Origin of the sequence: Aquamicrobium sp. (assembly GCF_023954335.1) — a bacterium.
In the GTDB taxonomy this organism is placed as follows: Bacteria; Pseudomonadota; Alphaproteobacteria; order Rhizobiales; family Rhizobiaceae; genus Aerobium.
The window spans coordinates 485,364-504,739 of record NZ_JAMLIE010000002.1 but is presented as its reverse complement, the minus strand read 5'-3'; the positions used below and the strand labels follow the sequence as shown (position 1 = coordinate 504,739).

The 19,376-nt window shown below is 67.6% G+C and carries 19 protein-coding genes; 6 read left to right on the top strand and 13 right to left on the bottom strand.

All coding sequences use genetic code 11. The features are described from left to right. The first annotated feature begins 46 nt into the window (after nt 1-46). Nucleotides 47-1,222: a CaiB/BaiF CoA transferase family protein gene (locus tag M9945_RS15070; RefSeq protein WP_367945260.1), complete on the top strand. Its 1,176-nt coding sequence runs from the start codon at nt 47-49 to the stop codon at nt 1,220-1,222. Further along, nucleotides 1,219-2,868 carry a thiamine pyrophosphate-binding protein gene (locus M9945_RS15065; protein WP_367945259.1) on the top strand — a complete coding sequence of 550 codons (1,650 nt, stop codon included), beginning with the start codon at nt 1,219-1,221 and terminating at the stop codon, nt 2,866-2,868. Before M9945_RS15070 ends, M9945_RS15065 begins: the two co-directional genes overlap by 4 nt. Nucleotides 2,869-2,877: 9 nt before the next feature. Here the strand turns inward: M9945_RS15065 and M9945_RS15060 are convergent, their stop codons facing one another. After that, on the bottom strand, nt 2,878-3,753 hold the full coding sequence (locus tag M9945_RS15060; protein WP_367930939.1) for a PaaX family transcriptional regulator C-terminal domain-containing protein: 876 nt from the start codon (nt 3,751-3,753) through the stop codon (nt 2,878-2,880). Nucleotides 3,754-3,921: 168 nt separating this feature from the next. On the opposite strand from M9945_RS15060, the gene M9945_RS15055 reads away from it, so the two are divergent. After that, complete coding sequence (locus M9945_RS15055; protein WP_367945258.1) at nt 3,922-4,575, top strand: TerC family protein; 654 nt, start codon at nt 3,922-3,924, stop codon at nt 4,573-4,575. A 77-nt stretch (nt 4,576-4,652) separates the two neighbouring features. Here the strand turns inward: M9945_RS15055 and paaI are convergent, their stop codons facing one another. From paaI to M9945_RS15010, 9 genes are all read right to left on the bottom strand, one after another. Continuing rightward, the gene (gene paaI, locus M9945_RS15050) at nt 4,653-5,084 is read right to left on the bottom strand and encodes a hydroxyphenylacetyl-CoA thioesterase PaaI (RefSeq protein WP_367930941.1); all 432 of its coding nucleotides are present in this window, start codon (nt 5,082-5,084) and stop codon (nt 4,653-4,655) included. 180 nt (nt 5,085-5,264) lie between these two features. Further along, nucleotides 5,265-6,257: an ABC transporter substrate-binding protein gene (locus M9945_RS15045; protein WP_367945257.1), complete on the bottom strand. Its 993-nt coding sequence runs from the start codon at nt 6,255-6,257 to the stop codon at nt 5,265-5,267. A 23-nt stretch (nt 6,258-6,280) separates the two neighbouring features. Then, the gene (locus M9945_RS15040; protein ID WP_367945256.1) at nt 6,281-7,138 is read right to left on the bottom strand and encodes an ABC transporter permease; all 858 of its coding nucleotides are present in this window, start codon (nt 7,136-7,138) and stop codon (nt 6,281-6,283) included. Continuing rightward, nucleotides 7,135-8,058 (bottom strand): ABC transporter permease, encoded by a 924-nt coding sequence (locus M9945_RS15035; protein WP_367945255.1) that lies wholly within the window; start codon nt 8,056-8,058, stop codon nt 7,135-7,137. The genes M9945_RS15040 and M9945_RS15035 overlap by 4 nt, the downstream gene beginning before the upstream one ends. 159 nt (nt 8,059-8,217) lie before the next feature. Then, on the bottom strand, nt 8,218-9,051 hold the full coding sequence (locus tag M9945_RS15030; RefSeq protein ID WP_367945254.1) for an ABC transporter ATP-binding protein: 834 nt from the start codon (nt 9,049-9,051) through the stop codon (nt 8,218-8,220). 10 nt (nt 9,052-9,061) lie between these two features. Then, a complete protein-coding gene (gene hydA, locus M9945_RS15025) occupies nt 9,062-10,513 on the bottom strand; it encodes a dihydropyrimidinase (RefSeq protein WP_367945253.1) in 1,452 nt (483 codons plus the stop codon). Between the two features lie 12 nt (nt 10,514-10,525). Next, entirely contained in the window at nt 10,526-11,404 is an 879-nt protein-coding gene (locus M9945_RS15020; RefSeq protein ID WP_367930947.1) for a hypothetical protein, read from the bottom strand. A gap of 12 nt (nt 11,405-11,416) precedes the next feature. Then, entirely contained in the window at nt 11,417-12,667 is a 1,251-nt protein-coding gene (locus M9945_RS15015; RefSeq protein ID WP_367945252.1) for a Zn-dependent hydrolase, read from the bottom strand. A 104-nt stretch (nt 12,668-12,771) separates the two neighbouring features. Further along, nucleotides 12,772-14,100, bottom strand: coding sequence for an aspartate aminotransferase family protein (locus tag M9945_RS15010; protein WP_367945251.1), 1,329 nt, complete (start codon nt 14,098-14,100; stop codon nt 12,772-12,774). A gap of 244 nt (nt 14,101-14,344) precedes the next feature. Between M9945_RS15010 and rutR the strand changes: the two genes are divergently transcribed. The 3 genes from rutR to M9945_RS14995 all read left to right on the top strand — a co-directional run bounded on the left by rutR (nt 14,345) and on the right by M9945_RS14995 (nt 16,081). Further along, on the top strand, nt 14,345-14,977 hold the full coding sequence (gene rutR, locus M9945_RS15005) for an HTH-type transcriptional regulator RutR (RefSeq protein WP_367930950.1): 633 nt from the start codon (nt 14,345-14,347) through the stop codon (nt 14,975-14,977). Between the two features lie 8 nt (nt 14,978-14,985). Then, a complete protein-coding gene (locus tag M9945_RS15000; protein WP_367945250.1) occupies nt 14,986-15,624 on the top strand; it encodes an RNA polymerase sigma factor in 639 nt (212 codons plus the stop codon). Nucleotides 15,625-15,697: 73 nt separating this feature from the next. Continuing rightward, nucleotides 15,698-16,081: a VOC family protein gene (locus M9945_RS14995; RefSeq protein ID WP_367945249.1), complete on the top strand. Its 384-nt coding sequence runs from the start codon at nt 15,698-15,700 to the stop codon at nt 16,079-16,081. Between the two features lie 9 nt (nt 16,082-16,090). On the opposite strand, the gene M9945_RS14990 is transcribed toward M9945_RS14995, so the two are convergent. The 3 genes from M9945_RS14990 to M9945_RS14980 form a co-directional block, all read right to left on the bottom strand. Further along, complete coding sequence (locus tag M9945_RS14990) at nt 16,091-16,345, bottom strand: hypothetical protein (RefSeq protein WP_367945248.1); 255 nt, start codon at nt 16,343-16,345, stop codon at nt 16,091-16,093. Between the two features lie 255 nt (nt 16,346-16,600). Next, nucleotides 16,601-17,914: an NAD-dependent dihydropyrimidine dehydrogenase subunit PreA gene (gene preA, locus M9945_RS14985; protein WP_367945247.1), complete on the bottom strand. Its 1,314-nt coding sequence runs from the start codon at nt 17,912-17,914 to the stop codon at nt 16,601-16,603. A gap of 2 nt (nt 17,915-17,916) precedes the next feature. After that, nucleotides 17,917-19,308 (bottom strand): NAD(P)-dependent oxidoreductase, encoded by a 1,392-nt coding sequence (locus M9945_RS14980; protein ID WP_367945246.1) that lies wholly within the window; start codon nt 19,306-19,308, stop codon nt 17,917-17,919. Between the last annotated feature and the right edge of the window lie 68 nt (nt 19,309-19,376).

The window sequence follows — 19,376 nt, the reverse complement described above, 5'->3', positions numbered from 1 at the left end:
CGATCTGATACCCCTCGGCCACGCTGAAATGGAGGCTGCCTCAGTCATGGCCGAAGCGCCGCTCAAGGGTATCCGCGTCATCGAGCTCGCGCGCATCCTCGCCGGGCCGTGGGCCGGGCAGCTCCTCGCCGATCTCGGCGCGGACGTGGTCAAGGTCGAGAACCCGGACGGTGGCGACGACACCCGCAAATGGGGCCCGCCCTTCGTGATGAGCCATGACGGCGAGAACCTTTCGGCCGCCTACTACCATTCCTGCAACCGCGGCAAGCGCTCGATCGCCGTCGATTTCTCGACGCCGGAGGGCGCCGACATCGTGCGCCGGCTCGTGGCCGATGCCGACGTGCTGATCGAGAACTTCAAGCTCGGCGGCCTGAAGAAATACGGGCTCGACTACGAGAGCCTCCGCGCGATCAACCCGCGCCTCGTCTATTGCTCGATCACCGGCTTCGGCCAGGACGGCCCCTACGCGCCGCGCGCCGGCTACGACTTCATCATCCAGGCGATGAGCGGGCTGATGTCGATCACCGGCGAGCCCGGCCGCGAGCCGCAGAAGGCGGGCGTCGCCGTCTCCGACATCTTCACCGGGCTCTACTCGGTCATCGCCATCCAGGCGGCGCTGCGCCACGCCGAGGCGACCGGCGAGGGCCAGCACATCGACATGGCGCTCTACGACTCGCAGATTTCGGTGCTGGCCAACCAGAACCTCAACTATCTGGTCTCCGGCAACTCGCCGGTGCAGATGGGCAATGCCCACATGAACATCGCGCCGTACGAGGTGGTCCCGGTCAGGGACGGTCACATCATCCTCGCCGTCGGCAATGACGGCCAGTTCCAGCGTTTCTGCGCCGCCACCGGCATGGACAAGGCCGCCGCCGACCCCGACTTCGCCACCAACCCGCTCCGCGTGAAGAACCGCGTGCGGCTGCGCGCGGAAGTCGTCGCTGTCACCCAGACATGGGATCGCGAGGCGCTGCTTGCCGCGCTGGAAAAGGCGGCCGTGCCCGCCTCCCCGATCAACACCATCGGCCAGATGTTCGACGACCCGCAGACGAAGGCGCGCGGCATGCGCCTCGATCTCGATGACGGGCTCGGCAACGCGCTGCCCTCCGTGCGCGCGCCGATGGTGATGAGCGCGACCCCGCTGGCCTACGAGCGCCCCTCGCCGCGCCTCGGCCAGCACACCGAAGAAATCCTCGCGGAACTGGAGAAGAGCGGCAAATGAGAACCGGCGGACAACTCATCGTCGACGCGCTTGAAGCCAACGGCGTCGACAGGCTCTATTGCGTGCCGGGCGAAAGCTATCTCGCCGTGCTCGACGCGCTGCACGATTCGAAGATCGAGACCATCGTCTGCCGCCAGGAAGGCGGCGCGGCGATGATGGCCGACTGCTACGGCCGGCTCGCCGGCAAGCCGGGCATCTGCTTCGTCACCCGCGGGCCCGGCGCCACCAACGCCTCGGCCGGCGTCCACATCGCGGCGCAGGATTCGATCCCGATGATCCTGTTCATCGGCCAGATCGGCCGCGGCATCAAGGAGCGCGAGGCGTTCCAGGAGGTCGACTACAAGGCGTTCTACGGCTCGATCGCCAAATGGGTGGTCGAGATCGACGACGCCCGCCGCGTTCCCGAACTCGTCACCCGCGCCTTCGCCGTCGCCACCTCCGGCCGTCCCGGCCCGGTCGTGATCTCGCTGCCCGAGGACATGCTGACCGACGAGGTCGAGGCGCCCGCGCCGCTGCCCTACACGCCCGTCGAGACACGCCCCGGCGAACCGGAAATAGAGGCGCTTTGCGCTCTGCTCGACAAGGCAGAGCGGCCCTTCGTCATCCTCGGCGGCACGCGCTGGACCGAGGAAGCGGTCAAGCAGATGTGCGGCGCGCTGGAGCGCTGGTCGCTGCCCGTCGGCTGCTCGTTCCGGCGACAGGCATTGTGCGACCAGCTCCATTCCAGCTATGCCGGCGACGTCGGCATCGGCGTCAACCCCAAGCTCGGCGCCTATATCAAGGCGGCCGATCTCGTGGTTCTGGTCGGCTGCCGTTTCGGCGAGATGCCGTCGTCCGACTACTCGCTGCTGAAGAGCCCCTACCCCGACCAGAAGCTGGTCCACATCTATCCCGACCCGGAAGAGCTGGGCCGCGTCTATCGCCCCACCGTGGCCATCAACGCGACGCCTTCGGCCTTCGCTTCGGCCTTCGCCGCCACCGCACCGAGGAAGACGCCGGTCTGGGCGAACCGCACCGAGGAGTTGCACCAGAGCTTTCTCGAATGGTCGACGCCGCCGGCGACCGGCCCCGGCAAGGTGCTGATGGGGCCGATCATGGCGCATCTGGAAAAGGTGCTGCCGGAAGACGTCGTCATCTGCAACGGCGCCGGCAACTTCGCCACCTGGATGCACCGCTACCACCGCTACCGGCGCTTCAACACGCAGGCGGCCCCCACCTCCGGCTCGATGGGCTACGGCATGCCGGCAGGCGTCGCCGCCAAGCACCTGTTCCCGGAACGCGAGGTCATCGTCTGGGCCGGCGACGGCGACTTCATGATGCACGGGCAGGAATTCGCCACCGCAGTGCAGTACGGCTTGCCCGTCATCGTCGTCATCCTCAACAACGGCATCTACGGCACCATCCGCATGCATCAGGAACGCGAATATCCCGGCCGCGTTTCCGGCACCACGCTCAAGAACCCGGATTTCGCGGCGCTCGCCCGCGCCTATGGCGGCCATGGCGAGACGGTGACGGAAACCGCCGAATTCGCCCCCGCCTTCGAGCGCGCGCGGGCGAGCGGCGTGCCCGCCACTATCGAGGTCAAGCTCGACCCCGAGGCGATCACGCCGACGCGCACCTTGACCGACATCCGCGAGGGGCGCTGACCTAACAGCTCAGCCTTCCCAGCGGCGGGAAAAACCTTCCGTGTCGGTGAGCGGCGGCAGGCCGGCGGCGTCGAGCCAGGACTCGCTCGGCCCGGCCAGCGCGCGATAGATGCCGTGCGCCAGCTCGCGCGCGTCGGCCCCCGGCCAGTCGCGCGGCAGGAGCCTTTCGGGAAGGCCGGGATCGCGCAGGACGATGCGCCGCCATTCGTGGATCAGCAGCGTGCGGGCGGCGATGGCGTCGAGCGGCAGCGGCCGTGCCCCGGCCGCGAGCGCCGCATGCAGCGGCGAGAACGCCGCGGCGAAGGCGCGGTAGGCGGCGGCGGTTTCCTGCGACGGCCACAGGGCATGCAGCGTCTCCGGGTGCTCGGCGCTGGCGCCGCGCACCACGAACAGGCCCGAAAGCCCGGCCGAGGCATCCGGCGCGCCCGCCGTCTCCGGCCTCAGGAACACGCCCTGCGCCGCCTTGACGAAACCGAGCGCCTCGAGCTCGGCCGTATCCGCATTGACCGTCCCCGGCGGCACGACGGCGACGGTCCAGCCCCCGTCCCAGCCCGGCGCGCCGCCGGCATAGATGCGCCGGGTCGCGAGGTCGAAGGCGTGGCGGCCGTGGCGGCCGAGGCTGAAGAAGGAATTGCGCCCCTGCCGCTCCCGCTCGACCCAGCCGTCGGAGGCAAGCCGCGACATGGCGGTGCGCACCGCCCCGGCCTCGACGCCCAGCCGTCCGACGATCTCCTGAAGCACGACAAGCGGCACCCGCCCGCCGCGCGGGGCGACGGCGTCGCCGAAGACGGTGACGACCAGCGACCAGACGCGCAGCCGGGCGCGCGCCTGGACCCGGGCGTTCAGCGCGTCGAGGACGGCGGCGATTCCAGCATCCTTGGTCATGGCAGACTGATGCCAGCCGGACGGGCGCGCCGGCAACAGCAAAATTCTCGTTCCGTGTCTTGAACCGGAGAAGGATTGCTCCCATGTAAAATCGCCTGCGGAAAAAATCCGGCTCCGGGCGACATGCGGCGTGGCCACGCCGCATCTTCATAAGAGTGGGACAACAACATGGAAATTTTCACGCCCGAGGGCTTTTCCGCCCTCCTGCAGGTGATCGCCATCGATCTGGTGCTGGCCGGCGACAATGCGGTGGTGATCGGCCTCGCCGCGGCGGGCCTTCCCGCCAACCAGCGCGCCAAGGCCATCCTCATCGGCATCATCGCCGCCACCGTTCTGCGCATCGCCTTCGCCAGCATCACGGTCCAGCTTCTCAGCATCATCGGCCTTCTCCTCGTCGGCGGCATCCTGCTTCTGTGGGTGTGCTGGAAGATGTGGCGCGAGTTGCGCACGCCGCATCACGAGGCCCATGCCGCGCAGGAGGCGCTGGCCGGGGAAGACCTCGACAAGAGCGGCGCCGTCGCCGACGGCGCGCCGCGCAAGACGCTGAAGCAGGCCGCGATCCAGATCATCATCGCCGACGTGTCGATGTCGCTCGACAACGTGCTGGCGGTTGCGGGCGCGGCGCGCGACCACCCGACCGTGCTCATCATCGGTCTCGTGCTTTCCATCGCGCTGATGGGCATCGCCGCCAGCTTCATCGCCCGGCTGCTCGAGAAGCATCGCTGGATCGCCTATGTCGGCCTCGTCATCATCCTCTATGTCGCGCTGGAAATGATCTATCGCGGCGCGCTGGAGGTCTGGCCGGTCGTGGCCGCCGCCTGACGACAGGCTCGGCAAGAACCAAGCCCGCCGCCTCCCGGACAGGAAGGCGGCGGGCTTTTTCATGCCTGTGGGGGCTACTACTCCTCGAAATGCTTGCCTTCGAGCGTCCGCGACGCGCCGCGGAATTCGGCGATCAGCTTGCCGTTCTGGTCGGTGACGCGCACGTCGCACAGGCCCGAGCGGCCGAAGAGCGCGATCTCGCGCGCCTCGGCCTTCAGCCGGTCGCCGAGCCGGCCGGGCGCGACATAGGTGATGGTGTTGTGCTGGGCCACCGCCAGCCTGTTGTGCGAGTTGCAGGCGAAGGCGAAGGCCGAATCCGCCAGCGTGAAGATGTAGCCGCCATGGCAGATGTCGTGGCCGTTGGTGTGGTGCGCCTCGACGGTGAAGGACAGCGTCGCCGTCCCCGGCCCGACCTCGTCGAGGCTCATCCCCAGCCATTTCGAGGCGTCGTCGCGCGCCCACATGGCGTCCGCGCTCTTGCGTGCGATTTCCTCCGGCGACAGCGCCATGCCTTCCTCCTCCCCAGATGCGAAGTCACGAACTCACCATAAACCGTCCGGTCGGTCAATAATACTTCGGGAACTTCATTCAGGAAGCACGGCCGTTCGCGATCGACCCCTGCCCTTCAAAGGAAAAGGGGCGGTCTCCCGCCCCTTCCCGTTCGCGGTTCTTCATGCGCCGGAGAGGCCTCAGCCGCCGAACGCCTTGTCGGTGACGGCGTGGGTCCACGCGCCTTCCGGCTTCTTGGCGATCACCGGCTCGTCGCCGCCGGTCAGCAGCGTCTCGACGGTGCGCTCGTAGTCGGCCGGGTCGAGCGCGCCGTTGGAGCCGGCCGTCAGCTTGGCCACCTCGCGCGCCATGCGCTTCTGGTGATGCTCCTGCTGCGCACCGGTCTCGTCGTTCTCGAGCACGATCTCGGCCGCCTCGTCCGGGTTCTCCTCGGCATATTTCCAGCCCTTCATCGACGCCTTGACGAAGCGAGCCATCTTGTCGACGAAGGCCTCGTCGGCGAGGTTCTGCTCCAGCACCCAAAGGCCGTCCTCCAGCGTCGCGACGCCCTGGTCCTCGTATTTGAAGGTGATGAGCTCGTCTTCCTTGATGCCGGCGTCGATGACCTGCCAGTACTCGTTATAGGTCATCACCGAGATGCAGTCGGCCTGCTTCTGGAGCAGCGGATCGACGTTGAAGCCCTGCTTCAGCACGTTGACGCCGTCGGCCCCGCCCTGCGTCGGGATGCCGAGCTTGTTCATCCAGTTCATGAACGGATATTCGTTGCCGAAGAACCAGACGCCGAGCGTCCGGCCCTTGAAGTCCTCCGGCCCGGTGATGCCGGTGGATTTGAGGCACGTCAGCATCATGCCCGACGACTTGTAGGGCTGGGCGATGTTGACGAGCGGCACGCCGCGCTCGCGCGTCGCCAGCGCCGCCGGCATCCATTCGACGATGACGTCGGCGCCGCCGCCGGCGATCACCTGCGGCGGGGCGATGTCCGGCCCGCCCGGCTTGATCTCGACGTCGAGGTTCTCCTCTTCGTAGAAGCCCTTTTCCTTGGCGACGTAGTAACCGGCGAACTGCGCCTGCGTCACCCATTTGAGCTGGAGCGTGACCTTGTCCGCGGCAAGGGCCTGGAACGCGGCCAGCGACATCGCGCCGGCGAGAAGTGCAACTGCTGTTTTTTTCATTGTTTCACCCTCTGAGGTAGCGCCTATCCACCACGGACAGACGGATGCCAGAACGTCACGGCCCTCTCGGCGAGGGACACGACCCCGTAGAAGACGGAGCCCGCGACCGCCGCGACTGCGATCTCCGCCCAGACCATGTCGACATTCATCCGCCCGACCTCGGTCGAGATGCGGAAGCCCATGCCGACGATGGGCGTGCCGAAGAACTCGGCGACGATGGCGCCGATCAGCGCCAGCGTCGAATTGATCTTCAGCGCGTTGAAGATGAACGGGGCGGCCGCCGGCAGGCGCAGCTTGATGAGCGTCTGCCAGTAGCCCGCCGCATAGGTGCGCATCAGGTCGCGGTCGATCGACGAGGAGGCCGCCAGGCCCTGCACCGTGTTCACCAGCATCGGGAAGAAGGTCATGATGATGACCACCGCCGCCTTGGACGGCCAGTCGAAGCCGAACCACATCACCATGATCGGCGCGACGCCGATGATCGGCAGCGCCGAGACGAAATTGCCGAGCGGCAAGAGCCCGCGCTGCAGGAAGGGCGAGCGGTCGATCAGGATGGCGACGAGGAAGCCGCAGCCGCAGCCGAGCACGTAGCCGATCAGCACCGCCTTCAGGAACGTCTGCTGGAAGTCGGCCCACAGGATCGGCACCGAGCCGACGATGCGCGCCCAGATCATCGACGGAGGCGGCAAGAGCACCGAGGGGATCTGGAAGCCGCGCACGATGCCTTCCCAAAGCGCCAGAACCGCGATGCCGAACACGGTCGGCACCACGATGCCGATCAGCCGGCGCAAGGTCGACGAACGCGGCTCGAACCGCACCAGCCATTCGTTGAACGCCCAGGCGATGGCCCAGAACAGGAGCGCGAGGATGAGCGGCGTCATGGCGCCATCCCCATGCGCTTCAGCACCATGCGGTGACCGGCGCCGACGATGGCGACGAGGACGGCGGCCAGCGCCGCGGCCATGAACAGCGCCGACCAGATCTGCACCGTCTGGCCGTAATAGGAGCCGGCGAGCAGGCGCGCGCCAAGGCCAGCCACCGCGCCGGTCGGCAATTCGCCGACGATGGCGCCGACGAGGCTGATCGCCACCGCTACCTTGAGCGAGGTGAACAGATAGGGCATCGCGCTCGGCCAGCGCAGCTTCCAGAAGGTCTGGACGGCGCTGGCATTGTAGGTGCGCATCAGGTCGAGCTGGATCACCTCGGGGCTGCGCAGCCCCTTGACCATGCCGACGACGACCGGGAAGAACGAGAGATAGGTCGAGATCAGCGCCTTGGGCAGCAGCCCGGTCAGGCCGACCGCGTTGAGCACCACGATGATCATCGGCGCGATGGCAAGGATGGGGATGGTCTGGCTCGCCACCACCCACGGCATCACCGACTTGTCCATCGCCCGGTTGTGGACGATGAACACGGCGAGCACGATGCCGAGCAAGGTGCCGAGCACGAAGCCGAGCAGCGTCGACGACAGCGTGATCCACGCATGGTAGAGGAGGCTGCGCCGCGAGGTCGGCGCGACCTCGACCGTCGTGCGCCACATCTCGGCGAACACCTGATGCGGGCTCGGCAGCACCGGCCGCTCCTGCGCCAGCGTGTCGCGCACGAGATCGGCGAACATCCACGCCTGCCCCGCCCGCTCGTAGACGCCAAGCTGCCACGGCATGTTGAGCCAGACGGCAAAGCCGTACCACAGCGCGACGATCGCGGCGACGACGATCGCCACCGGCAGCGCGTTGCCGGCGGCGAGCCGCGAGACGAGACCGGGCCGCGCCGCGGGTTCCTGTGCGGCAAGCGCGCTCATGGCGCGTACCTGCGGGCCAGGCGCTGCCCCTCACCTGCCTGCCGGCATCCTCTCCCCGTGAACGGGGAGAGGAGGACTGGCCGCAACCTCGCCGCTTCCCCTTCTCCCCGTTCACGGGGAGAAGGTGCCCGAAGGGCGGATGAGGGGCGGCGCAGGCCTCTACTCGTCATAGCTGTGCCCCGCGCGCAGGCCCGCGCGCACCCGCGCGGCGATCTCGAGGAATTCGGGCGACTCGCGGATGTCGAGCGGCCGCTCCTTCGGCAGGGTCGAGTGGATCACGTCCGTCACCCTGCCGGGGCGCGGCGACATGACAACGATCTTGGTCGACAGATACACCGCCTCGGGGATCGAGTGGGTGACGAAGCAGATCGTCTTCTTCGTCCGTGCCCACAGCTCCAGAAGCTGCTCGTTCAGATGATCGCGCACGATCTCGTCGAGCGCGCCGAACGGCTCGTCCATCAGCAAAAGGTCTGCATCGAAGGCGAGCGCGCGGGCGATCGAGGCGCGCTGCTGCATGCCGCCGGAAAGCTGCCACGGGAACTTCTTCTCGAAGCCGGAGAGGTTGACCAGCGACAGCGTGCGGGCGATCCGCTCCCTGACCTCGGCCCTGGGATAGCCCATGATCTCCAGCGGCAGCGCCACGTTGCGCTCGATGGTGCGCCACGGGAACAGGCCCGCCGCCTGGAACACGTAGCCGTAGGAGCGCGCCTCGCGCGCCGCCCGCGGCGTCATGCCGTTGACGAGGATCGACCCTTCAGTCGGCTGCTCGAGGTCGGCGATGACCCGCAGGAACGTCGTCTTGCCGCAGCCCGACGGGCCGATGAAGGAGACGAACTCGCCCTTGTCGATGGCGAGGTCGACGTCGGACAGCGCGTGGACCGGCCCGTCATTGGTCTCGAAGGTAAGGCCGAGCTTCGATGCCGCGATCACCGTTGCCGGCGCGGTCGCGGGGTTCGTCGTGGCTGGCTCGATATGGCTGGCGGGTGCGTTCATGGGGCGGCCGTCAAACCCCGCTCGCCGGAATGCCGCTGCGCTCGATCGCGCGCGGGGCGACCAGCTCCTTCCAGGTCGACAGCGCCTTGTTGACCGCCATGTGCGGCTGGCGCGCCACGAACTCGCCATGGCCGGGCTTCGCCTCGACCCTGCCTTCCTCGACCACCGGCTCGCCGCGGGTGAAGACGAAGCGCGGCAGGCCCCTGACCTCGACGCCCTCGAACACGTTGTAGTCGATGACCGACTGCTGCGATTTCGCCGAGATGGTCTTCGTCCGCTCCGGATCCCAGACGATGATGTCCGCGTCGGCGCCTTCGAGGATCGCACCCTTTTTCGGATACATGTTCAGGATCTTGGCGATGTTGGTCGAGGTGACGGCGACGAACTCGTTGGGCGTCAGCCGGCCGGTGTTGACGCCGCGGGTCCACAAGACGGGCAGCCTGTCCTCCAGCCCGCCGGTGCCGTTCGGTATCTTGGTGAAATCGCCGACGCCATAGCGCTTCTGGTCGGTGGTGAAGGCGCAATGGTCCGTCGCCACCACCTGCAAGGAGCCGGCGGCGAGCCCGGCCCACAGCGAATCCTGATGCTGTTTGTTGCGGAAGGGCGGGCTCATCACGCGCCGCGCCGCGTGGTCCCAGTCCTTGTCGAAATATTCGCCCTCGTCGAGCACGAGGTGCTGGATGAGCGGCTCGCCGAACACGCGCATGCCCTTCTGCCGTGCGCGGCGGATCGCCTCGTGGCTCTGCTCGCAGGAGGTGTGGACGACATAGAGCGGCACGCCCGCCATGTCAGCGATCATGATCGCGCGGTTGGTCGCCTCGCCCTCCACCTCCGGCGGGCGCGAATAGGCGTGCGCCTCCGGGCCGTTGTTGCCCTCGGCGAGCAGCTTCTGCGACAGCGCCGCGACCACGTCGCCGTTCTCGGCATGGACGAGCGGCAGCGCGCCGAGCTCGGCGCAGCGCTGGAACGAGGCGAACATCTCGTCGTCGTTGACCATCAGCGCGCCCTTGTAGGCCATGAAGTGCTTGAAGGAGGTGATGCCGCGCTTGACCACTTCCGGCATCTCGTCGAACACCTCTTTCCCCCACCAGGTGATCGCCATGTGGAAGGAATAGTCGGCGCAGGCGCGGGTCGATTTGTTGTCCCACATCGCCATCGCCTCGATGAGCGACTGGCCGGGCGAAGGCAGGCAGAAATCGACCACCATGGTCGTGCCGCCGGACAGCGCGGCGCGCGTGCCGCTCTCGAAATCGTCGGCCGAATAGGTGCCCATGAACGGCATTTCGAGATGGGTGTGCGGGTCGATGCCGCCCGGCATCACGTAGCAGCCGGTGGCGTCGTATTCGTGGTCGCCGTGGAGATCATGGCCGATGCCGACGATCCTGCCGCCCTTGATCAGCACGTCTGCCTTGTATGTGCGGTCGGCGGTGACGATGGTTCCGTTCTTGATGACCTTTGTCATGTCGTTCCCCTGTTATGGCCGCAGCCGGCGCGGCCGCCGGCTGCGGATGTCTTTTATGAGCGCGTCGAGCGTGCCGTAGATCGGCACCACGACGGCGAAGCTCGCCGACCGGAACTGGTGGCCGGCGGACTGGCAGACAGTCGCCATCCGCTCCTGGTAGTGTGGCGTAAGCCAGATGCGGGCGAAACCCAGAAACTGCACCACGACGTCCTCGCGCAGGTTCATGATGCGCGAGTGGTTGGCGCGGAAGATCGAGAAGGCGGCGTAGAGCGCGGTCAGAACCGACAGGCCGAAGATGATGACGAGGAAGGTCGGGTCGCCGGTGTAGCTGCCGGAAACCATGGCGTAGGCCCAGGCCAGCGCCGAGAACAGGACGAAGGTCTTGGCGATGCGGAAGCCCGAATTGATGCCTTCCAGCTCTGCGCGATACTTGTCCTCGATCTGCTGCTCGATCTCGCGCAGCTTCTTCTTGAACTCGTAGAGGCGCTGGTTCTCCTCGTCGGTGTGCTCCTCGCCGCGTGCCTCGCCGAGAATGTCGAACGCTTTCAGCGTCATCTCGTCGATGGCCGACCAGCCCGGCAGCGGCAGGATCGCCGGCGGCAGGTACTGGCCGATGCGCTCGAAGACGACATAGATGATGTGGATCGTCGTCAGGAACATGAACAGGATGAGCAGCAGCGCGAAATCCGACACGCCGAGCACGTCGAAGATCGTCTGGTAGTTCTGCACCACCTGATTCAGAAGCTCCAGATCCGGCAGGAACCCCTCGGAAGCATTGCCGATTTCGGTGAAGCCGGAGGCGACGTAGAATACCAGCCCGGAGACGACGAGCCGCGAGGTCATGAAGTTCGAGAAGCGGATTACGTTCTGGAGCAATCCCTCGACGTCCATGACCCGCCATCCCTATTCGACGATTTCCGCCGTCTCGACCACGGCGTGGAACAGCACGTCGGCGCCGGCCGCCGCCCACTCCTTCGAAATCTCTTCCGCCTCGTTGTGCGAGAGGCCGTCGACGCAGGGGCACATCACCATCGCCGTCGGCGCGACGCGGTTGATCCAGCAGGCGTCGTGCCCCGCGCCGGAGACGATGTCGCGGTGCGAATAGCCGAGCCGCCCGGCCGCATTGCGGATCGCCCTGACGCAGCCCTCGTCGAAGGTGACGGGCGCGAAATGGCCGACCGCCTCGACCTCGAAGCCGATGTCGAGCGCCTCGCAGATGGTGGCGATGCCGTCCTCGATGCGCGCGCGCATCTCGTCCAGCACCTCCTCGTTCGGCGAGCGGATGTCGATGGTGAACACCGTCCGGCCGGGGATGACGTTGCGCGAGTTGGGGTGGACCTCCATGTGGCCGATGGCGCCGACCGCGTCGGGCTGGTAGTCCATCGCCACCTCGTGCACCAGCTCGGTGACGCGCGCCATGCCGAGGCCGGCGTTGCGGCGCTTGGGCATCGGCGTCGAGCCGGTATGCGCGTCCTTGCCGGTCAGCGTCACTTGCAGCCACCACAGGCCCTGCCCGTGGGTGACGACGCCGATGTCGATCCCCTCGTCCTCGAGGATCGGCCCCTGCTCGATGTGGAGCTCGAAGAACGCCTTGATCTTGCGCGCCCCGACCTCCTCCTCGCCCTTCCAGCCGATGCGCTCCAGCTCGTCGCCGAAGCGCTTGCCGTCCTTGTCCTTCCGGTCATAAGCCCAGTCGAGCGCGTGCTGGCCGGCAAAGACGCCGGAGGCCAGCATCGCCGGCGCGAAGCGGGTGCCTTCCTCGTTGGTCCAGTTGGTGACGACGATGGGGTGCTTCGTCCTGATGCCGAGATCGTCCAGCGTGCGGATCACCTCCAGCCCGCCGAGGACGCCCAGCACGCCGTCATAGCGCCCGCCGGTCGGCTGGGTGTCGAGATGCGAGCCGACATAGACCGGCAGCGCCTCGGGGTCCGTGCCCGGCCGCATGGCGAACATCGTCCCCATCTGGTCGACGCCCATGTCGAGGCCGGCGTCCTCGCACCAGCGCCGGAACAGGCGGCGGCCCTCGCCGTCCGCGTCGGTCAGCGTCTGGCGGTTGTTGCCGCCGGCGACGCCGGGGCCGATCTTCGCCATTTCGTGGATCGAATCCCACAGACGGTCCGCATTGATGCGCAGATTCTCGCCCGGTGCCGCCATCGGTTCAAAGCTCCCATTCTCGATGTTCCCGAAGGAGCCGGCGGTTCCCGACGCCGGCCCTTCCGGGCATTTTCTTATGTCGGCCCTTTCCGGCCGGGCGTCCGTCAGTCGATCGCCTTCAAGACCTCGCGCACGCCGTCCACCAGCTCGTCGATCTCATTCTTTTCGATGATGAGCGGCGGCGACAGCGCGATGATGTCGCCCGTGGTGCGGATGAGGTAGCCCTTCTCGAACGCCTTGACGAAGGCGGAGAAGGCACGCTTGGTCGGCTGGCCGTCGATCGGGCGAAGCTCGATCGCGCCGACGAGGCCGATATTGCGGATGTCGATGACGTGCGGCGCGTCCTTGAGCGAATGCAGCGCGTCCTCCCAATAGGGTGCGAGCTCGGCGCCGCGGGTCAGCAGCCCCTCTTCCTTGTAGGTGTCGAGCGTACCGAGGCCGGCGGCCGAGGCGATCGGATTGCCGGAATAGGTGTAGCCGTGGAAGAACTCGATCAGGTGCTCCGGCCCGGTCATGAAGGCGTCGTGGATGTCCTTCTTGACGAACACCGCGCCCATCGGGATCACGCCGTTGGTGACGCCCTTGGCCGTGACCATGATGTCCGGGGTGACGCCGAAATAATCGGCCGCGAACGGCGTGCCGAGACGGCCGAAGCCGGTGATGACCTCGTCGAAGATCAGGACGATGCCGTGCTTGTCGCAGATGGCGCGCAGGCGCTGGAGATAGCCCTTCGGCGGGATGAGCACCCCGGTCGAGCCCGCGACCGGCTCGACGATGACGGCGGCGACCGTCGAGGCGTCGTGCAGGGCGACGATGCGCTCCAGCTCGTCGGCGAGGTCCGCGCCATGCTCCGGCTCGCCGCGGGTGAAGGCGTTCTTGGCCGGCAGGTGGGTGTGCGGCAGGTGGTCGACGCCGGTGAGCAGCGTGCCGAACATCTTGCGGTTGGCGACGATGCCGCCGACCGAGATGCCGCCGAAATTGACGCCGTGATAGCCACGCTCGCGGCCGATCAGCCGGGTGCGCGAGCCCTCGCCGCGCACGCGGTGATAGGCGAGCGCGATCTTGAGCGCGGTGTCGACCGACTCCGAGCCCGAATTGGTGAAGAAGACGTGGTCCATGCCTTCCGGCGCGAGATCGACCAGCCGGTTGGCCAGCTCGAACACCACCGGATGGCCCATCTGGAAGGCGGGGGCATAGTCGAGCTCGGCGGCCTGGCGCTGGATCGCCTCGGTGATCTTCGGCCGGCAGTGGCCGGCATTGACGCACCAGAGGCCCGCCGTGCCGTCCATCACCTTGCGGCCGTCGGCCGTGGTGTAGTGCATGTCCTTGGCCCCGACGAGCATGCGCGGCGCCTGTTTGAACTGACGGTTCGCCGTGAACGGCATCCAGAATGCGCTGAGATCGTTCGGCGCCACGTTGAGCCTGTTGGACATGACCAAGCCTTTCCTTTTCGCTTCTCCGGTGCCCCTCGTGCGGCCAACGCTTGGTTCATGCTGCGCAATCGTGCTACGCAATTTTTTGACCGATTGGACAAACGTTAGCATCGCCAGACGGGCGGTCAAGCGATTACTAGCGCAGGAGCGGGAGCCAAGCGCGCTCCACAGGCAAACCGACGGCTGGTCCAGACGATTGGGCCAGAATGGAACGGATCGCGGGAGAAGGAGAGCCGGGCGCGCCATGGACGCCGTACGATCGAAGCGCCGCAGCCGCATCCAGACGCAGAAGCGCGAACTCATCCTCGAAGCCGCGCTCGAAGTGTTCTCGCAGCACGGCTTCCGCGGCGCGACCATCGACCAGATCGCCGAGGCCGCCGGCATGTCGAAGCCGAATCTCCTTTACTACTTCCGCTCGAAGGAAGCGATCCATGTCACGCTGATGCAGCGCCTTCTTGAGACCTGGCTGGCGCCGCTTCAGGAGATCGACGACGTCGGCGATCCGATCAGCGAGCTCAGCGCCTATATCCGCCGCAAGCTGGAGATGGCGCGCGACTACCCGCGCGAAAGCCGCCTGTTCGCCAACGAGATATTGCAGGGCGCGCCGCGCATCATGCCGATGATCGAGGGCGAGCTGAAGACGCTGGTCGACGAGAAGGCCGCGATCATCAAGGGGTGGATGAACGCCGGCAGGATCGCCCGCACCGACCCCTACCACCTGATCTTCGCCATCTGGGCGACGACGCAGCATTATGCCGATTTCGACGTGCAGGTGCGCGCCGTGCTCGGCCCGAAGCGCGGCGGCGACGGCCGCTTCGACGACGCGGCGCGATTTCTCGAACAGCTCTTCCTCGACGGGCTGAAGCCGGAAGCGTGAGGCCACGAATGCCGCACCCCGCGATCACCGCCGCCGAGCTGCGCGCGCTCCGGGCCATCGCGGCCCGCCACGCGGCGACGCCGCACGAGGCGGACGACATCGTGCAGGACGTGCTGCTGGCGGCGGTCCGCGCCGGGCGCGCCTGCGGCGGCGACGGCTTCCTGCCGTGGGCGCGCGGCGCGATCCGCAACCACAGCCGCTTCCTCGCCCGCTCGGCCGGGCGCAGGCGGGCGCGCGAGACTGCGCATTACGACCTCCACGACGGCGGGCAGGATCGATCCGGCGAGGCTGTTGGCGGCAGGATACCGGATACGGTCATCGCCGGGCTTTCCCCGGCGGTGCGGGTGCTGGCGCTGCTGGTCAATCTCGGCATGGGCAGGGCCGAGATCGCACATCTGCTCGGCCTCGGCGACCAGGCCCTGCGCCAGCGCATCCACGCGCTGCGCAAGGCCGTCGCCCGGGCCGGCGCGGCGATCGAGCGCAACGGGCCCCGCGGCGAGCCGGCCGGCGCGCCCGGCCTCGCGCGCCGCAGCCTGAAAGCCGCGATGCCGGCCCATGGCGCGCGGCGCTTCGCCGTGCGCGACCCCGACGGGATGGGAATTTTCTTCTCGGTCGCTCACGTTCCGGGCCACGGCGGCAACAGATAGAGCATTTGGCAGCGGAAGCAGCGTTCTCAGGAACGCCCGCCGCTCCAGCGCACGATCAACGCAGGAGGCAACGATGGCCGTCAGGTTTCATGGCATTTCGATCATCTTCAACGTCGCCGACGTCGACCGCACCGAGCGGTTCTACCGGCAGCATCTCGGCGTCGACTTCACGCGCAACACGGAGGAGGACGGCTCCGTATGGCTGCTGGCGACGCTGGCGCAGGATACCGAGCTGGTCGTGTTCGCCGGCGAGCCGCGGCCGGGCAACACGCCGCTCATCGTCTTCGGCCTGCCCGAAGGCGGCATCGAGACCGTGGTGGAGTCGCTGGCGGCGGCCGGGGTCGAAATCGTCACGCCCGTCTCGGAAGCGCCGGGCGGCTGGTCCGCCGACTTGCTCGACCCCGATGGGCAGACGGTTTCCGTCTATCAGGACGGCAGCCTGCCGATGCGGCTCTAGCCCTCGCGGCTAGAGCAGGTATTCGCCGCTTTCCTCGACCGCGACGGGCATCAGCTCGAGCAGCGCGGCCTGCGTCTGCGGCGAGATCGAGGCGGCGGGCAGCGTGCTGACCGTCGGGCGCCTGCGCCGGCGCTGCGGCGCGGCTTCGACCTCCTCGGGCGCGATGTCGATGTCCCCGGCATCGAGCGAGGTCGCCGAAAGCTCGGTCGCGAGCCGGCGCAGGGCCTTCACATCCGGCGCGCCGCTGGCCTTGATGACGATCATGCCGTACCTTCCGCGCGTTCCCGTGAACCTTGCGCGAGGCTTGCCGATTTTCGGTTAAGGATCGGTTGACGGCAGCAACGGCGGGGTAATTGCGGAAGCCGGCGCCGCCCCTCACCTGCCTGCCGGCATCCTCTCCCCGTGAACGGGGAGAGGAGACACTGCCGCAACGTTGCCGCCTCTTCCTTCTCCCCGTTCACGGGGAGAAGGTGGCCCGAAGGGTCGGATGAGGGGCAGCGCGGCGCGGGCCGGAAAGCCCTACTCCGCGGCGACCCGCGCCATCGGATTGTTCGGATGCGTCGTCCAGTTGGCGTAGGCCGGATCGACCGGCTTGCCGGTGCGCCGGTCGAGCGCGCCCGCCGCCAGCGGCTCCATGGTGATGCAGCCCTCGACCGGGCAGACATTGACGCACAGATTGCAGCCGACGCACTCCTCCTCCTTGACCTCGAAGTGGCGGGCCCCGTTGACGATGGCGGTGATCGCCTGATGCGAGGTGTCCTCGCAGGCGATGTGGCAGCGCCCGCACTTGATGCACAAATCCTGGTCGATGCGCGCCTTGGCGATGTAGTTGAGGTTGAGATACTGCCAGTCGGTGACGTTGGGCGTGGCGCGGCCGACGATGTCGTCGAGGCTGGCATGGCCCTTGGCGTCCATCCAGTTCTTCAGCCCCTCGATCATCTCCTGCACGATCTTGAAGCCGTAGGTCATGGCCGCGGTGCAGACCTGCACGTTGCCGGCACCAAGCGCCATGAACTCGGCCGCGTCGCGCCATGTGGTGATGCCGCCGATGGCGGAGATCGGCAGGCCATGCGTCTGCCGGTCACGCGCGATCTCGGCCACCATATGCGAGGCGATCGGCTTGACCGCCGGGCCGCAATAGCCGCCATGCGTGCCCTTGCCGTCGATGGAGGGCTCCGGCGAGAAGTTGTCGAGATCGACCGAGGTGATCGAGTTGATGGTGTTGATCAGAGACACCGCGTCCGTGCCGCCGGCATGGGCGGCGCGGGCCGAATGGCGGATGTCGGTGATGTTCGGCGTCAGCTTGGTGATGACGGGCATGCGCGTGTTCTGCTTGCACCAGCGCACCACCATCTCGACATATTCCGGCACCTGGCCGACCGCCGCGCCCATGCCGCGCTCGCTCATGCCGTGCGGGCAGCCGAAATTCAGCTCGATGCCGTCGGCGCCCGTCTCCTCGACCAGCGGCAGGATCGCCTTCCACGCCGCCTCCTCGCACGGCACCATGATCGAGACGATCAGCGCGCGATCCGGCCAGTCGCGCTTGACCTGCTTGATCTCGCGCAGGTTGACGTAAAGGTCGCGGTCGGTGATCAGCTCGATGTTGTTGAGGCCCAGCAGCCGCCGGTCCGCGCCCCAGATCGCGCCGTAGCGCGGGCCGTTGACGTTGACGACGGGCGGGCCCTCCTCGCCCAGCGTCTTCCACACCACGCCGCCCCAGCCGGCCTTGAAGGCGCGCACCACGTTGTAGGCCTTGTCGGTCGGCGGCGCCGAGGCGAGCCAGAACGGGTTCGGCGACCGGATTCCGAGGAAGTTCGAGCGAATGTCGGCCATGGTCATGCCCTCCCGTTCGCGCTCAGCGTACGATGGATGCTCTCGGCCGCGTCCCGGCCGGCCGCGACGGCGGCCACCGTCAAATCCTCGCGGGCGTCGACGACGCAGTCGCCGCCGGCCCAGACCTTCGCCATCGAGGTGCGGCCGTCCTGATCGACCCGGATGCGCCCGCCCTCGAGCGCGATCCGCTCGCCGGAGCCGTTGAGCGGCGCGGCGTCGAAGCTCTGGCCGATGGCCTTGAACACCTGGTCGGCCTCGATGGTGACGGTCTCGCCGGTGCCGGCGAGCCTGCCGTCGCGCATCTCGGTATATTCCAGCTCGATGCCGGCGGTGCGCCCGCCCTCGGTCACGACCCGCTTCGGCTGGAGCCAGTGGCGGATCAGCACGCCCTTGGAGGCGGCGAGGTCCTGCTCCATCGCCGAGGCGTTCATGTGCTCCTTGCCGCGCCGGTAGCAGATCGTCACCTCCTCGGCCCCGAGCAGCTTCGACTGGATCGCGGCGTCGATGGCGGTCATGCCGCCGCCGATGACGACGACGCGCCGGCCGACCGGGATGGAGGCGAGGTCGCGCGCCTGCCGCAGCCCGGCGATGAAATCGACGGCGTTCTCGACGCCTTGCGCCTCCTCGCCCTCGGCCCTCAACGCATTGACGCCGGCGAGCCCCATGCCGAGGAACACGGCGTCGTAGGTGGCGGCGAGCCCGGCCAGCGAGACGTCGCGCCCCAGTGCCTTGTCGTAGTCGATGGCGATGCCGCCGATCTCGGTGACGTAGTCGACTTCGGCGCGGGCGAAATCGTCGGTCGCCTTGTAGGCGGCGATACCGTACTCGTTCAGCCCGCCCGGCTTCGGCCGCACTTCAAAAATGGTCACGTCATGGCCGTGGACGGCGAGCCGGTGGGCGCAGGCGAGCCCGGCCGGCCCTGCCCCGACGACCGCGATCCGCTTTCCGGTCGGCGCGGCGCGTTCGTAGAACTGCCGCCCGGCCGTCATCGCCGCGTCGGTGGCGTAGCGTTGCAGCCGGCCGATCTGCACGGGCTTGCCCTCGGCCGCCTCGCGCACGCAGGCTTCCTCGCACAGCGTCTCGGTCGGGCACACGCGGGCGCACATGCCGCCGAGGATGTTCTGGTCGAAGATGGTGCGGGCGGCCCCAAGCGGATTGCCGGTGGATATCTGGCGGATGAACAGCGGAATGTCGATCTCGGTCGGGCATGCCTGCATGCAGGGCGCGTCGTAGCAGAAATAGCAGCGGTCTGCCTCGACCACGGCCTCGTGCCGGTCAAGCGGCGGGTGGAGATCGGAGAAGTTGTCGGCGTATTGCGGCGGGGCAAGCCGGCCGGCGGCTATGCCCTCCCTGTGCTGGCCATCATGCTGGCCCCAGTGCTGGCTCTGCGCCATGGCGATGTTCCCCAATTATGGTTTTGGGAAAATGCTAGCACGTTCCGAATTTTTATCAATCGGTCAAA

Excerpts from the sequence above, each read along its gene's own strand:
- hydA (WP_367945253.1), bottom strand. The coding sequence starts at position 10,513 with ATGACAAAGGTCATCAAGAACGGAACCATCGTCACCGCCGACCGCACA.
- M9945_RS14990 (WP_367945248.1), bottom strand. The coding sequence starts at position 16,345 with ATGATCGTCATCAAGGCCAGCGGCGCGCCGGATGTGAAGGCCCTGCGC.
- rutR (WP_367930950.1), top strand. The coding sequence starts at position 14,345 with ATGGACGCCGTACGATCGAAGCGCCGCAGCCGCATCCAGACGCAGAAG.
- M9945_RS15060 (WP_367930939.1), bottom strand. The coding sequence starts at position 3,753 with ATGACCAAGGATGCTGGAATCGCCGCCGTCCTCGACGCGCTGAACGCC.
- M9945_RS15055 (WP_367945258.1), top strand. The coding sequence starts at position 3,922 with ATGGAAATTTTCACGCCCGAGGGCTTTTCCGCCCTCCTGCAGGTGATC.
- M9945_RS15035 (WP_367945255.1), bottom strand. The coding sequence starts at position 8,058 with ATGAGCGCGCTTGCCGCACAGGAACCCGCGGCGCGGCCCGGTCTCGTC.
- M9945_RS15000 (WP_367945250.1), top strand. The coding sequence starts at position 14,986 with ATGCCGCACCCCGCGATCACCGCCGCCGAGCTGCGCGCGCTCCGGGCC.
- M9945_RS15070 (WP_367945260.1), top strand. The coding sequence starts at position 47 with ATGGCCGAAGCGCCGCTCAAGGGTATCCGCGTCATCGAGCTCGCGCGC.
- M9945_RS15065 (WP_367945259.1), top strand. The coding sequence starts at position 1,219 with ATGAGAACCGGCGGACAACTCATCGTCGACGCGCTTGAAGCCAACGGC.
- M9945_RS15010 (WP_367945251.1), bottom strand. The coding sequence starts at position 14,100 with ATGTCCAACAGGCTCAACGTGGCGCCGAACGATCTCAGCGCATTCTGG.
- M9945_RS15045 (WP_367945257.1), bottom strand. The coding sequence starts at position 6,257 with ATGAAAAAAACAGCAGTTGCACTTCTCGCCGGCGCGATGTCGCTGGCC.
- M9945_RS14995 (WP_367945249.1), top strand. The coding sequence starts at position 15,698 with ATGGCCGTCAGGTTTCATGGCATTTCGATCATCTTCAACGTCGCCGAC.
- M9945_RS15030 (WP_367945254.1), bottom strand. The coding sequence starts at position 9,051 with ATGAACGCACCCGCCAGCCATATCGAGCCAGCCACGACGAACCCCGCG.
- M9945_RS15020 (WP_367930947.1), bottom strand. The coding sequence starts at position 11,404 with ATGGACGTCGAGGGATTGCTCCAGAACGTAATCCGCTTCTCGAACTTC.
- M9945_RS15015 (WP_367945252.1), bottom strand. The coding sequence starts at position 12,667 with ATGGCGGCACCGGGCGAGAATCTGCGCATCAATGCGGACCGTCTGTGG.
- paaI (WP_367930941.1), bottom strand. The coding sequence starts at position 5,084 with ATGGCGCTGTCGCCGGAGGAAATCGCACGCAAGAGCGCGGACGCCATG.
- preA (WP_367945247.1), bottom strand. The coding sequence starts at position 17,914 with ATGGCCGACATTCGCTCGAACTTCCTCGGAATCCGGTCGCCGAACCCG.
- M9945_RS14980 (WP_367945246.1), bottom strand. The coding sequence starts at position 19,308 with ATGGCGCAGAGCCAGCACTGGGGCCAGCATGATGGCCAGCACAGGGAG.
- M9945_RS15040 (WP_367945256.1), bottom strand. The coding sequence starts at position 7,138 with ATGACGCCGCTCATCCTCGCGCTCCTGTTCTGGGCCATCGCCTGGGCG.